The 12,680-nt window shown below is 62.3% G+C and carries 14 protein-coding genes and 1 pseudogene; 2 read left to right on the top strand and 13 right to left on the bottom strand.

Annotated features, from left to right (window positions below):
* Positions 1–22 precede the first annotated feature (22 nt).
* Positions 23–655: an SCO family protein gene (locus AT395_RS22405; RefSeq protein ID WP_048628602.1), complete on the bottom strand. Its 633-nt coding sequence runs from the start codon at positions 653–655 to the stop codon at positions 23–25.
* A 7-nt stretch (positions 656–662) separates the two neighbouring features.
* Positions 663–1,388, bottom strand: coding sequence for an SURF1 family protein (locus AT395_RS22410; RefSeq protein ID WP_042117792.1), 726 nt, complete (start codon positions 1,386–1,388; stop codon positions 663–665).
* Between the two features lie 135 nt (positions 1,389–1,523).
* Here AT395_RS22410 and AT395_RS22415 point away from each other — a divergent pair, with 135 nt between their 5' ends.
* Positions 1,524–1,727, top strand: coding sequence for a twin transmembrane helix small protein (locus AT395_RS22415; protein WP_023597799.1), 204 nt, complete (start codon positions 1,524–1,526; stop codon positions 1,725–1,727).
* A gap of 258 nt (positions 1,728–1,985) precedes the next feature.
* Here AT395_RS22415 and AT395_RS22420 read toward each other — a convergent pair whose 3' ends face one another.
* The 7 genes and pseudogenes from AT395_RS22420 to AT395_RS22445 all read right to left on the bottom strand — a co-directional run bounded on the left by AT395_RS22420 (position 1,986) and on the right by AT395_RS22445 (position 7,321).
* Positions 1,986–2,846 carry a cytochrome c oxidase subunit 3 gene (locus tag AT395_RS22420; protein ID WP_039365480.1) on the bottom strand — a complete coding sequence of 287 codons (861 nt, stop codon included), beginning with the start codon at positions 2,844–2,846 and terminating at the stop codon, positions 1,986–1,988.
* Between the two features lie 39 nt (positions 2,847–2,885).
* Entirely contained in the window at positions 2,886–3,107 is a 222-nt protein-coding gene (locus tag AT395_RS22425; RefSeq protein ID WP_042114273.1) for a DUF2970 domain-containing protein, read from the bottom strand.
* A complete protein-coding gene (locus AT395_RS22430; RefSeq protein WP_042114272.1) occupies positions 3,100–3,717 on the bottom strand; it encodes a cytochrome c oxidase assembly protein in 618 nt (205 codons plus the stop codon). The genes AT395_RS22425 and AT395_RS22430 overlap by 8 nt, the downstream gene beginning before the upstream one ends.
* A gap of 106 nt (positions 3,718–3,823) precedes the next feature.
* A complete protein-coding gene (locus tag AT395_RS26190; protein ID WP_216359977.1) occupies positions 3,824–3,943 on the bottom strand; it encodes a cytochrome oxidase small assembly protein in 120 nt (39 codons plus the stop codon).
* 2 nt (positions 3,944–3,945) lie between these two features.
* On the bottom strand, positions 3,946–5,538 hold the full coding sequence (gene ctaD, locus AT395_RS22435) for a cytochrome c oxidase subunit I (protein ID WP_042114271.1): 1,593 nt from the start codon (positions 5,536–5,538) through the stop codon (positions 3,946–3,948).
* 38 nt (positions 5,539–5,576) lie between these two features.
* Positions 5,577–6,806, bottom strand: a pseudogene (gene coxB / locus AT395_RS22440) (cytochrome c oxidase subunit II); the annotation flags it as partial.
* Positions 6,807–6,847: 41 nt separating this feature from the next.
* The gene (locus tag AT395_RS22445; protein ID WP_042114269.1) at positions 6,848–7,321 is read right to left on the bottom strand and encodes a DUF2244 domain-containing protein; all 474 of its coding nucleotides are present in this window, start codon (positions 7,319–7,321) and stop codon (positions 6,848–6,850) included.
* Between the two features lie 579 nt (positions 7,322–7,900).
* Here AT395_RS22445 and AT395_RS22450 point away from each other — a divergent pair.
* Positions 7,901–8,728: a helix-turn-helix transcriptional regulator gene (locus tag AT395_RS22450; RefSeq protein ID WP_048628601.1), complete on the top strand. Its 828-nt coding sequence runs from the start codon at positions 7,901–7,903 to the stop codon at positions 8,726–8,728.
* Here the strand turns inward: AT395_RS22450 and AT395_RS22455 are convergent.
* The 4 genes from AT395_RS22455 to AT395_RS22470 form a co-directional block, all read right to left on the bottom strand.
* On the bottom strand, positions 8,679–9,323 hold the full coding sequence (locus tag AT395_RS22455) for a flavin reductase family protein (RefSeq protein WP_042114268.1): 645 nt from the start codon (positions 9,321–9,323) through the stop codon (positions 8,679–8,681). The two genes, AT395_RS22450 and AT395_RS22455, sit on opposite strands and share 50 nt — an antisense overlap.
* Before the next feature lie 48 nt (positions 9,324–9,371).
* The gene (locus AT395_RS22460; protein WP_048628600.1) at positions 9,372–10,328 is read right to left on the bottom strand and encodes an FAD-dependent oxidoreductase; all 957 of its coding nucleotides are present in this window, start codon (positions 10,326–10,328) and stop codon (positions 9,372–9,374) included.
* Positions 10,325–11,431 (bottom strand): threonine synthase, encoded by a 1,107-nt coding sequence (locus AT395_RS22465; protein WP_082164738.1) that lies wholly within the window; start codon positions 11,429–11,431, stop codon positions 10,325–10,327. The genes AT395_RS22460 and AT395_RS22465 overlap by 4 nt, the downstream gene beginning before the upstream one ends.
* A 152-nt stretch (positions 11,432–11,583) precedes the next feature.
* On the bottom strand, positions 11,584–12,630 hold the full coding sequence (locus tag AT395_RS22470) for an ornithine carbamoyltransferase (RefSeq protein ID WP_125347390.1): 1,047 nt from the start codon (positions 12,628–12,630) through the stop codon (positions 11,584–11,586).
* Positions 12,631–12,680: the final 50 nt, after the last annotated feature.

Genomic DNA, 12,680 nt, shown 5'->3' on the forward strand with positions numbered 1-12,680 from the left:
TCTGTATGGCGGGGCTCGCCCCTCAACCCGTACCCGACCATTTGAGCAGTCGGGACAGATCGCTCTTGATCTTGCCCGGATCGGCATGCTTCGGGAACGCCATCATCAGGTTGCCCAGCGGGTCGACCAGGTAGATGTGGTCACGCAGGCCAGTGCCATCCTGTGTCGGCAGCCACGACGCCAGCGCAACCGGATCGGTCCGCAGACGGCGCGTATCTTCATACGCCGCATCGAGCCTGTCTGATACGGGCGCATCGTCCGTCACCAGCCACAGGGTTTCGACTCGCGTGCGCTCATTCCCCTGCAACACGCGGATCTGCCGCATATAGAAGAGTTTGCTCACGCAATTCTCGTCACACGCGGCGGTGTCGGCGCTGATCATCAGCCACTTGCCCTTGAGCGACGACAACGGCAGCGTCTCGCCCGTCTCGTCGTCGCGCACCGTCAGCGCGGGCAGCGGCCGCTGCGGTTCGATCAACTTCCCATACGCCGACGTGCCGCCTTGCGGCTTGAATACGTAATACATCAGATACGCCGCCACTGCCGGCGCAGCACACACCACGAACAACAACACCAGCATGCGCCGCGCGCGGCGTCGTTGCGTCGGATCGATGGCGGGGCTTCCCGTACTTCCGGCACTCGCTTCTGTACTCATGCTCGCCTCATGCCCGCTTGAAGGGGTCGATGGCTGTCGCCAGCCGGCGTCCGCGCCGATAAGCCAGACGCAGTCCCAGGAGCGCCAGGATCAGCGACATGCCGAACCATTGCGCCATATAGCCATAATTGCGATCCGCGCCATTCGCCGGCGCAGGCCAGTCGCGCAGCAGATGATCGCCCGTGTCGTTCGTCTGCATGATGACGAACGGTTGCAGCGGCAGCGACGTCTCGCGCGCGTAATCCGCCACATCGAGATTCTGCCGAATGACCAGCCCTGCCGCCGAGCCACCGTGCCCCAACTCGAAGGCACGCGATGCGTCGGGTTGCGCAAGCCCCTCGATGGTGACGTCGCCCGCCGGGGTCGCATACGGCATGATCGCAGCCCGATCGCGCAGATCGCGCGGCAGCCATCCGCGATTCACGAGCACCACATGGTCCGGCGCCGTCTGTAACGCCATCACCACGTAAAACCCGGGCAACTCGTTGCGCGGACGATTATCCAGATACACCACGCGGTTCTGCAGGAATCGTCCCGTGACACGCACGCGCCGGTTCGCCACGTCGCTCAGCGCATAGGTCTGCGCGCCCAGCGCGATCACCGGCGCATGTTCCGCCTGTTCGATCTGCGCCTGACGTGCCAGACGCATCTGCGCGCGCTGATACTGCCACACGCCGAGCGCTGCGGTGAGCATCACGCCCAGCAGAATCAGCAACGCCGGCACCGGACGCATGCCGCGCAAGAGGGTTTTCAACACGTACATTCCTTGTCTGGCAGCGCAATGAACGCCGGCGCAATACACTGCATTGCAGCGTGCCAGCGCGTGTCCGTTGCTTGATAATGACGAATTCCCGTCATCGGACAGATCATGCGCATTATCGTTGCCATCGCCTTCGTCCTGATTCTCGGCAGTCTGGCGTCCGCATTGTTTTTCATGATGCGGGACAAGGGCCGATCGAACCGCACCGTGCATTCGCTCATGGTGCGCGTCGGCCTGTCGGTGACGCTGTTCCTGCTCATCCTGTTCGCCAACTGGATGGGCTGGATTCACAGCACGGGCATACGATACTGAGTCCCGCGCCGCCCACCCGCGGCAAATCGCCGCACCCCATCCCCGCTGTCCGTCTTCGATTCACGCCGTACGGGTGGCCGTCGCACGGTGCCGAGACTTACGGTACCGCACCGGCGATGCGACATAAGGCCGCATTGCGCGCCCACCCGGCACTTTTGCCGGCAAAGCCCCTACTGCCCTATCGGGTGATGCCAGCCCCTGCAAATGGAAACGCCGCCGGAATCCGGCGGCGTCCCGATCGTCTTGCCGCGTTCGACGTCAGAGCCAGTAGACCACGACGTACAGCCCCAGCCAGACCACATCCACAAAGTGCCAGTACCACGCCGCGCCTTCGAAACCGAAGTGATGCTCAGGGGTGAAGTGGCCCTTCATCAGACGAATCAACATGACGCTGAGCATGATTGCGCCCAGCATCACGTGAAAGCCGTGGAAACCGGTGAGCAGGAAGAACGTCGAGCCATACACGCCCGAGGTGAGCTTCAGGTTCAGTTCGGTATAAGCGTGGTGATATTCGTAAGCCTGGAAGCCCAGGAAGACGAAGCCCAGCACCACCGTGGCGAACAGCCAGAAGATCGCACTGCCGCGATGGTTGGCGCGCAAGGCGTGGTGCGAGATCGTGAGCGTGACCCCCGAGGTCAGCAGCAGTGCGGTGTTGAGCGTCGGGATCGGCCACGGGCCCATCGTCTCGAAAGCATCGACCACCCCGGCCGGGCCGGCGTTTGGCCACACGGCGGTGAAATCGGGCCACAGCAGCTTGTTGTCGAGATCGCCGAGCCATGGCATTGCCAGCGTGCGCGCGTAGAACAACGCGCCGAAGAACGCTGCGAAGAACATCACCTCGGAGAAGATGAACCAGCTCATGCCCCAGCGATAGGACACGTCGATGCGCTTGCCGTACAGCCCGCCCTCGGACTCCGCGATCGAATCGCCGAACCAGCTGCGCAGCACCCACAGCACCCACAGCAGGCCGGCCAGCGCCGTCCACGGTGCCCACGATAGACCGTTGACCCACGCGGCGGCCGAGCCGAGCACCACAAGCAAGCCGACGCTGCAGCTCACCGGGTGACGCGAGGGGGCCGGCACGAAGTAGTAAGGCGCCGTTTGGTGTTGACCACTCATTCTTATCTCTCCAGGCTTGGTTCTCTTTGTCTATGCCATTCACGTCGCGAGCCGAATGGCGAGCTTCGCCAACAGCACCAGCGCCACGACAAACAGGATGCCCCCGACCAGTCCCGCAACGATCAGGTGCACAGGATTGAGCTGCGCCATGTCGCGGTCGTGATCGCGCCCCTTGCGCACACCGAAAAACGACCAGAACACCGCATTGATGGTCTGGACGAATGACAGCTTGCGCTGGGTCGCCTCCTTAAGGTCATCCATTGCTGCCCTTGCCTCCTCCTGCCGCTCCTGCACTCAACTCGCCGCTTTGCGCGCCCGCGGTGGCGTCTGCGCGCTGATTGGCGTCGTTCTTGCCGAGATCGAAAAAAGTATAGGACAGCGTGATCGTATTCACATCCTTGGGCAGCTTCGTGTCCACCACGAAAACCACCGGAAACTCCTTGGCCTCTCCGGCCTTGAGTGTCTGCTGCGTGAAGCAGAAGCACTCGATCTTCTTGAAGTAGCTCGCCGCCTGCGCCGGGGCATAGCTCGGGATCGCCTGCGCTCGCACCTCATGCGGCTGCTGATTCGCCACTTCGTACTCGATGGTCGCGATCTGTCCGGGATGCACCGTCAAACTGCTCTTCGCCGGCTTGAAACGCAGCGGTCCCTGCGCGTTGGCGTCGAACTCAACAGTGATCGTGCGGCTTTCGTCGACCTGCGAATTGCGCGCCGCGATCTCGGTTGTGCGATCCCCCAACTGGTTGATGCCCACGAGATCGCAGAATGCGCGGTAAAACGGCACCATTGCGTAGCCGAAACCGAACATCACTGCGACCAGCAGCAGCAACTTGCTGAAGGTACGCACATTGATTCGTCGCAAACCGCCCATATTCGCCTTGAGGGCACCCGCTCGGTGCCGTCTGTTGCTCTGCGTTGCGTCCCTTGCCGTGGGGCCGCGTCCCCGGCCACCCCGCCGCGAGGGCGAGGCGTCCGGATCAGATACCGCCCATCAGCTTGGTCTTGATCATCACGCCGACGAAGAAAACCACCACGACCGAGGCAAGAATCAGCCCCGTGCGCAGATTCTTCGCCCGTTGTTCAGGACTGGCCGCCATGTTCAATGCACCTTAGGCGGCGTCTCGAACGTATGGAACGGCGCCGGACTCGGGACCGTCCACTCCAGGCCTTCCGCACCGTCCCACGGCTTGGCTTCGGCGGCCGGGCCACCGCGCCACGTCGGCAGTGCGACGAAGAACAGGAAGTACACCTGCATCAGGCCGAAACCGAACGCGCCAATCGTCGCGAGCTGGTTGAAATCCGTGAACTGCGCCGGGTAGTCGGCATAGCGACGCGGCATGCCGGCCAGCCCCAGGAAGTGCATCGGGAAGAACGTCACGTTGAACGTGATGAGCGAGCCCCAGAAGTGGAACTTGCCGCGCCATTCGTTGTACATGTGGCCTGTCCACTTCGGCACCCAGTAATAGAACCCTGAGAAGAGCGCGAATAGCGAACCGGCCACCAGCACATAGTGGAAGTGCGCCACCACGTAGTAAGTGCCGTGCATCTGAATGTCGAGCGGCGCCAGCGAGAGCATCAGGCCGGTGAAGCCGCCCATCGTGAACACGAACAGAAAGCCGACAGCGAAGAGCATCGGCGACTCGAACGTGAGCGAGCCCTTCCACATGGTGGCGACCCAGTTGAACACCTTCACACCGGTCGGCACCGAGATCAGCATCGTGGCGTACATGAAAAAGAGCTGGCCCGTGACCGGCATGCCAGTCACGAACATGTGGTGCGCCCACACCATGAACGACAGAATCGCGATCGACGCCGTGGCGTACACCATCGAGCTATAGCCGAACAGCGGCTTGCGCGAGAACGCCGGAATCACCTGCGAGACGATTCCGAACGCCGGCAGAATCATGATGTACACCTCCGGGTGCCCGAAGAACCAGAAGATGTGCTGATACATGACCGGATCGCCGCCACCCGCCGCGTTGAAGAACGACGTGCCGAAGTGACGGTCCGTGAGCAGCATGGTGATCGCACCGGCAAGCACCGGCATCACGGCGATGAGCAGATAGGCGGTGATCAGCCACGTCCACACGAACATCGGCATCTTCATGAGCGTCATGCCCGGCGCGCGCATGTTCAGAATGGTCACGATGATGTTGATCGCGCCCATGATCGACGACGCACCCAGAATGTGTGCACCGAAGATCGCCAGATCCTGGCCCGGGCCCATCTGCACCGACAGCGGCGCGTACATCGTCCAGCCCGCCGCCGTGGCACCGCCCGGCACGAGGAACGACGAAATCAGCAGCAGACCGCCGACCGGCAGCAGCCAGAAGCTGAAGTTGTTCATACGCGCGAAGGCCATGTCCGACGCGCCGATCTGCAGCGGGATCATCCAGTTCGCGAACCCGACGAACGCCGGCATGATCGCGCCGAAGATCATCACCAGGCCGTGCATGGTGGTGAGCTGATTAAAGAACTCCGGACGAATGAACTGCAGGCCCGGTTCGAACAATTCCGCACGGATCATCAACGCCATCACGCCGCCCGAGAGCAGCATGACAAACGAGAAGATCATGTACATCGTGCCGATGTCCTTGTGATTCGTCGCGAACAGCCAGCGACGCCATCCGTGCGGATGGTCGTGCGCGTGATCGTCGTGACCCGCCACGTGATCGTGAGCGATGGAACTCATACCCAATCTCCTTCCTCGAACTGGTCGAACGGCACTTAACTGTTCTTCGCTGCGCCAGCGTCGGCAGCCCCTGCGGCATTTGCCGACTTGTTGCCACGCGCTTCGCGCACCTGCGCCGGCTGAATCACATCACCGGTCTTGTTGCTCCACGAGTTGCGCTCGAACGTGATGACGGCCGCAAGCTCCACATCGTTCAGATGCGACCAGTTAGGCATCGCATTCTTGCCGTGCAGCACGATGCTGATGTGGTCTGCCACCGGGCCGGTCACGATCTTGCCGCCATCGAGTGCCGGAAATGCGCCGCCGCCCTTGCCGTTCGGCTGGTGGCACACCGCGCAATTCGATGCGTAGACCTTCTGGCCGCGCTCCATCAGTTCCTGCACGGTGTAAGTCTTGTTCGGGTCGTCGGCCGACGCAGCCATCTGCTTCTTCTGCGTATCGACCCACTTGTTGTAATCCTCTTCCGAGACCACCTTCACCACGACCGGCATGTACGCGTGCTCCTTACCGCACAGCTCGGTACAGAAGCCGCGATACTCGCCCACCTTCTCGGCCTTGAACCACGTATCGCGAACGAAGCCCGGAATCGCGTCCTGCTTGATACCGAACGCGGGCACGTAGAACGAGTGAATGACGTCGTTGGCCGTGGTGATGAGGCGCACCTTCTTGTTGACCGGCACGACCATCGGGTTGTCGACTTCCTGCAGATACGTGTTGCTCTTCGGTTCCTGACCGTCGATCTGGCTGCGCGGCGTGGTGAGCGTGGAGAGGAACTTGATGCCCTCGCCCTCGCCCTTCAGGTAGTCGTAGCCCCACTTCCACTGATAGCCCGTCACCTTGATCGTGATGTCGGCATTGGTCGTGTCCTTCATCGCCACCACGGTTTTCGTAGCGGGCAGCGCCATCAGAATCACGATGATGAACGGCACGACTGTCCAGATCACCTCGACAGTGGTGCTTTCGTGGAAATTTGCGGGTTGATGACCCTTGGATTTACGGTGCTTGAAAATCGAATAGAACATCACGCCGAACACCGCAATGAAGATCACCAGACAGATGATCAGCATCATGGTGTGAAGGCTATGAAGCTCTTCCGCGAGTTTCGTGACCGGCGGCTGGAAGTTGAGTTCGTTGACGGCCGGCCCCCCCGGCATGTCCGTGACCGCCGCCGCCATTGCCGGAGCGACGGCGAGCAGTGAGGCGCCCGCAAGGAAAGCCGCCAAGGCGTGTTTCGTTTTTTTCATAGCTTCCTTACCCAAAATTACCATCCAAATCCTCCCTGGCGGTCGCCCGAGATCGTCTCCATCTCTCAGGCCTGTTGGGCAAGACAACGGCGCAGCTCGCGCGCAAACGTTTCGCGGCGATGCGGCGCAAGATAGGCACCGACAGTGACCGAGCGGCTCCCCGAGCGCAACACAATGCGCGTACGTGGCGGCGTCTCGATGTCGATGCGCACCCAGCGGGGATTGAACTCGTACTGCGTCAACCTCTGTGCTGAACGTTGCTCGACCACAAGGCTCACGGGCGACAACCGAATGACCTCGTAATCTGTGGCATGCCGGGCATGAATGACGAACGCAACGCCCACCACGAGCAAGTCCAGGCCTGTGAACGGCAAGACCAACCACCCACCGCGCCACGCCGCAATCAAGGCAACACCCAGCGACACGGCGGCCAACGACAGGTAGAACAGGACAAACTGGCGCGGCGATATCGCGCAGTTGCGCTTGTGCGTCCATTCCTTCGTCATCGATTCGACGTCGGAAGAAGAGGCTGCGAGCATCGCCGTCACCCGTGGGGCATTTTGGGTCTTTCATGTCCGACGGCCGGGAACCAGTTGCGTCCGGGCCGCGACAAACTGCCGCATTATAGAACGCGCATTCTCCAGGCGACAACATTGATACCGAGTATTTGCCGCGCCATAGCATCCTCCTGAACTCATTGATGCAAAAGGGAAATCCGGTTATTCCCCTAGCCGTAAATTTCGGCACGCGGACAACTACGGGATACTCCCTATGCGTCGTTGGTTGACACATTGCAACACGACGCGACTCGTTGCGGTGTCCTGAATACCCGAAACACACGCCCCCGAGATCGATGCTCCCCCATCGTCAGACGCCCTTCACCCGAATCGCGCGACAGATCCCACACGTCAACACCTTCGCTGCGGTGCGGGATTCGTCCGATATCCATCCACACTAGACGTTGCATCGAATTTCACATGCGACGTTATGTCGCGCCCGACAACGGCGCGCTAACGCGGCCACGCGACAGGCCTCCACGCGCGCCCCCGGGCGCCCTCAATGCGCGCGTCGATATCACGCATGCTACAAGCGAAACATGTTCCCTACATTGATCTGTCATGCGTGCCACGCGTTGCATCACTCCCCGCTCGTTTGCCGACGGCCTGAGCGCCTTGCACGCCGTCACCGATTTCGATGCCTTGCGTAGCTTGTTGCCGTCGTTATGCACCTCACTCAGGCAGCGCTATTTCAGCTATCGCGGGCACTTCCCGTTGCCGGGCGGAAAGCTCGCGACACCGCAACTCGGCAACCTTCCCGACGCGTGGCAAAAACGTTACGACGCGCAGCATTACGCCACCATCGACCCGGTACTCTCGCGTGCCCGCAGGCAGCTCACCCCCGTCGAATGGATACCCGCGCTGTACGCGTCCCCCGAAGCCCGACAACTACTTCGCGATCAACGCGCGGCGGGATTGCGCTCCGGCATCACGTATCCGGTGTTCGCCCCGTCGGGCGCATCGGGGACATTGAGTCTCTCGTCACCCCGCAATCCGCCCCGGGATCCGCGCACGCCCGGTGCGCACACATGGATACAGCACGGCGGAGCGGTACTCGCCATGCATGTGCATGAGGCGGTTTGGCGTATCGTGCAACGCGACACCGTGCGCCAGGATGCCCCGATGCTGACACCACGCGAACGGGAGTGTTTGCGTTGGGTGGTACGCGGCAAGACCTCGTGGGAAATCGGGCGCATTCTCACGATCTCCGAGCATGGCGTTGTCTTCCATTTGCGCAGCGCGATGCGCAAGTTCGATGTTTCGAGCCGCCACCGGGCGGCCAAGCTCGCCAGCGATTACGGACTGCTCGACGACTTCGCTTCGACGGGCCCTCACGGGGTCACTTCCGCCCAGCAAGGTCAGCGAGCGTCTTGTAACGCGTCAACGTAAAGGTATCGGTCGCGGCATTCACAAACGATCCACCGCCCAATCGCCCTATCGGACGCAAACCCTGTAAATCCACCTGATGCGTGACGGGGTCGAGCAATGCGTCGTCGACATGCGCCGCCAGCACCGTGCCGAGCACGACCCACCCTCCGCCCGGCGCGGCACTGATCTCAATGATGTCGCGCACCCGGCACTCGTACGCGACCGCCGCCTCCCGCACACGCGGCGGCCGCACGCGCGATGACGGCACCGGCGTCACGCCCGTCAGGTCGAACTCCGACTCACCGGCGGGCAGCGGTGCTGCCGATAGATTCACGGCATCGATACACGATGCGCTTGCCACATTCACAACGAACTCGGGCACGGCTTCGACATTACGCAGCGTGTCTTTCTTTTGTTTCGGCGCGGGCGGCACAACCGGGCAGAACAACACCGTCATCGGCACGCAGCACACGCCCATGAAGTAAGCGTATGGCGCAAGATTCGGACGCCCTTGCGCATCCACCGTACTCACCCAAGCGATCGGGCGCGGCAGGATCGTACTCATCATGAAGTTGTAGATGCTCGCTTCGTCGAGCGTTGCCGGATCGAGTTCCATGTCGCCTTCCAAAGTTATGGCGCCCGAATGGCATGCAGTGGGCACACGTTAGCTTGCCGTTGTCGCACCTGCGAGGCGCAGCACATCGTTCGCACAGCCCCACGACAACGTGAAGCCTCCGCCCCCGTGACCGTAGTTGTGAAGCAAATGCGGATACCGCTCGTCGCGCGCCACTCGCACGACACCTCGCATTGGCCGGAATCCGGTGCGCGCCTCGATTACGTGCAATGCAGCCACCCCCTCGCAAAGTTGCGTGCAGCGGCGCACGATATCCTCGATTTGGCGCTGACCAATGACGGTCGACGTCATCTCGGGGTCGGCGGTGCCACCGAGAACGATATCGTTATCTCGCTCCACGATATAAGTCGGTGCGGCCGGGTCCGAGTCATCGATGAAGCAGCCACGCACGGTGGTATCGCGCCGCGCGCGCAGCACAATCGCTCGCGAGAGCGACAACTCTCTGTCGCCGAACTGTCGGCTGCCATAGCCACAGCAATTCACCACGTAATCGGCGGCGTCGAGCAGCGAGACCGGACGCTCTACGCGTTGCTGTACGAAACGTCCGCCGAGTTCGAAGAATATGTGCATCAGGTAGCCAAGGTAGGTCGCCGTGTCAGCAACGGGAACCGCCATGCGATAGGCGCACGCAAACCGCGACGGGACATCCGCTTCCGGCAGACGCCTGAGATCGCTGGCACACTCGGCCCACCACGGCGTGCCTGCGTCATGCTGAAAGTACTCGGTGAGTACTCGCATGAGTACGCCCGACGACGTATCGGTAGACAAGCGACGCATCGTCGCGTACGTCTGACGAGCGCGTTCGAGATAGACGAAGTCGGGTGCCTGATAGAAGGGATGCCAGATTGCCGCGGCAAGTGCCGACGTGGTTTGTGCCGGCCCTTCCGCCGCGTGAATGACAACGTCCCATCCGGCCAATGCCATTGTGGTGGCTGTCGTCAGCCCGCTGACGCCTGCGCCAAGCACGATGACGCGCTGTCGTGTCATGCCGGCGCCTCCCCGCGAAGGTGACGGCGAGCTTCGCGGATACCGCGAAGCCGGACATCCGCATAATCTTGCGGGTGCCCCGGTGTCACGCCGTCGAAGTCATGCGGGGCTTTCAATCCGGTGCCCGTTCCCAGTAGCACGACCCGCGCGCGAGGCTGAATCCGGCCGGTTGCGAGACTGGCATGCAATGCGGCGTACCCGGCGGCCGTTGACGGTTCGAACCACAAGCCGAAGCGCCGCGCCAGCGTTTGCGACGCGGCGAGAATACGGGCATCGTCGAGCGCGACGCACGCACCGCGCGTGGCGCGCAAGGCTTGCAGCGCAGCGAAATGATCACGTGGGCGGCTCACCGACAAGCTGTCGGCGACGGTCTGCGGGCTGACACACGTTGGCGACTGCGGCAAGGCCACGCTTTCGTCGTCGTGCTGCCAATCCCGCGTAATGCTGTTCGAACTGTCCGCCTGCGCCGCAAGCAGGCGTGGCACCGACGACGTAATGCCCAGCGCATGCAGATCGAGGAACCCGGCGGCGATCCCCGAGAGGATGTTGCCGTCTCCCGTGGGCACCACCACCCAATCCGGCACACACCAGTCGAACGCCTCCGCGATCTCGAATGCGCAAGTCTTCTTGCCTTCGCGCGTGAAGGGATTGATACCGGTATTGCGGCAGCACACACCTGGGGCGGCGGCCATGCGTTCGGCGATCTCGAACGCATCGTCGTATGTCCCGTCGACCTCGCAGACCTTTGCGCCATATGCCCGAATCTGTGCGAGTTTCACGATGGGCGTGCTGGCCGGCACCACAACGGTTGCCGACATTCCCTGCGAGGCGGCGATGCACGCTAGCGATGCCCCCGCGTTGCCTGTCGACGCCGCCACCGTATGCGAGCATCCGGCCCGCTTCGCGACGGCCAACACCATTTCGGTCGCGCGATCCTTGAGCGACCCGCTGGGATTGCGCGCCTCGTCCTTCACCCAGAGATTTACGCCCCCATCGTCGCCGCAGTCGATTATTGGCGTGCCGCCCACGACCAGTCGACTGCCCCAATGGGCTTCGATGGGCAGGAGCGCACGATATCGCCACATCCCTCGGCCGCGAAACATGGCGACGATATCCTGCGCAGCCGGCGCCTGCCCATCGGCCTTACGCTGAATACGCAGATTCTGCCCGCACTCATGGCAGCGATAGCGAATCTCGCCCCACGATTGGGGTGCCGCGCACCTCACACACACATAACGATATGAGAAGCATGACGTCACGCAAGGCACCCGGGATTCAGCAAGTGCGCCATCACGGCATTCTGCGCATGAAGCCGGTTACCGGCTTGTTGAAAGACCCATGACGACGCCCCGTCGATCACGTCGTCCGTCACCTCCTGCCCACGGTCTGCGGGCAGGCAATGCAGATATCCGGCGTCCGGCGCGGCAAGGTGCATCACATCGGCATCGATGCGCCAATCCCGGTAGCGTTCGAAGGTCTTCTGCATGGCCGTCTCGTCCACAGCATCGCCGTGCCGCGCCGGCAAATGCCCGAGACTGCACCACGATTTCGCATAAACGGCGTGCGCGCCGGTCACCCCATCGCGCAGATCATGGGTCACGCGGACCCTCGCACCGGTTTGCGCGGCGAACTGCGTAGCCGCCGCCATGACCTGCGGATCGAGACCCAACAGCGCCGGATGGGCAAGCGTGACATCCATTCCCGCTTTCACCGCCGCGAGCAGCAGGCTCTGCGGCACCGCCACGGGCTTGTGCCAGCTTCCGGAATACGCCCAACTGATGCAGAGCCGCCGTCCGGTAAGGCCGCCGAGTTGCTCGCGCATCGTCATCATGTCCGCAAGTGCCTGACAGGGGTGAAAGCGATCGCACTCCATGTTGATGACGGGCACGCGGCTCCATTGCGCGAACGCCTCGAGATGGCGATGTGCGGCGCCGTACACCCAACCGGCCGGTGCGCCGTACATACGAACGGCAATCGCATCGCCATATAACGAGAGCACTCTCGCCACGTCGGCAACACGCTCTGTCGAATACGGAATCTCCGCCTCCGGCAGCGCGGGTGTGTATATCCCGTTCTGGGGATCGAGCACAATGGCGTGCCCGCCCATTCTCGACAGTCCCGTCTGGAAACTGCTACGGGTGCGCAGTGAGGCGTTATAGAAGAGGAAGTAGATCGTTCGGCCACGCAACGCTCCTTCGGTGTGTTGCGGATATCGGCGCTTGAAGGCGAGTGCGGCGTCGAGCAACGCGCGATAGTCCGCCGCACTCATGGTCAGATCGGGGGCTAGCCAGTGGCAAGTCACTCATCTCTCCTGATCGTGTCTCAGTCATCGTGATGTTTCGGCATCGGCAC

The sequence above is a fragment of the Pandoraea apista genome, from assembly GCF_001465595.2.
Lineage (GTDB): Bacteria > Pseudomonadota > Gammaproteobacteria > Burkholderiales > Burkholderiaceae > Pandoraea > Pandoraea apista.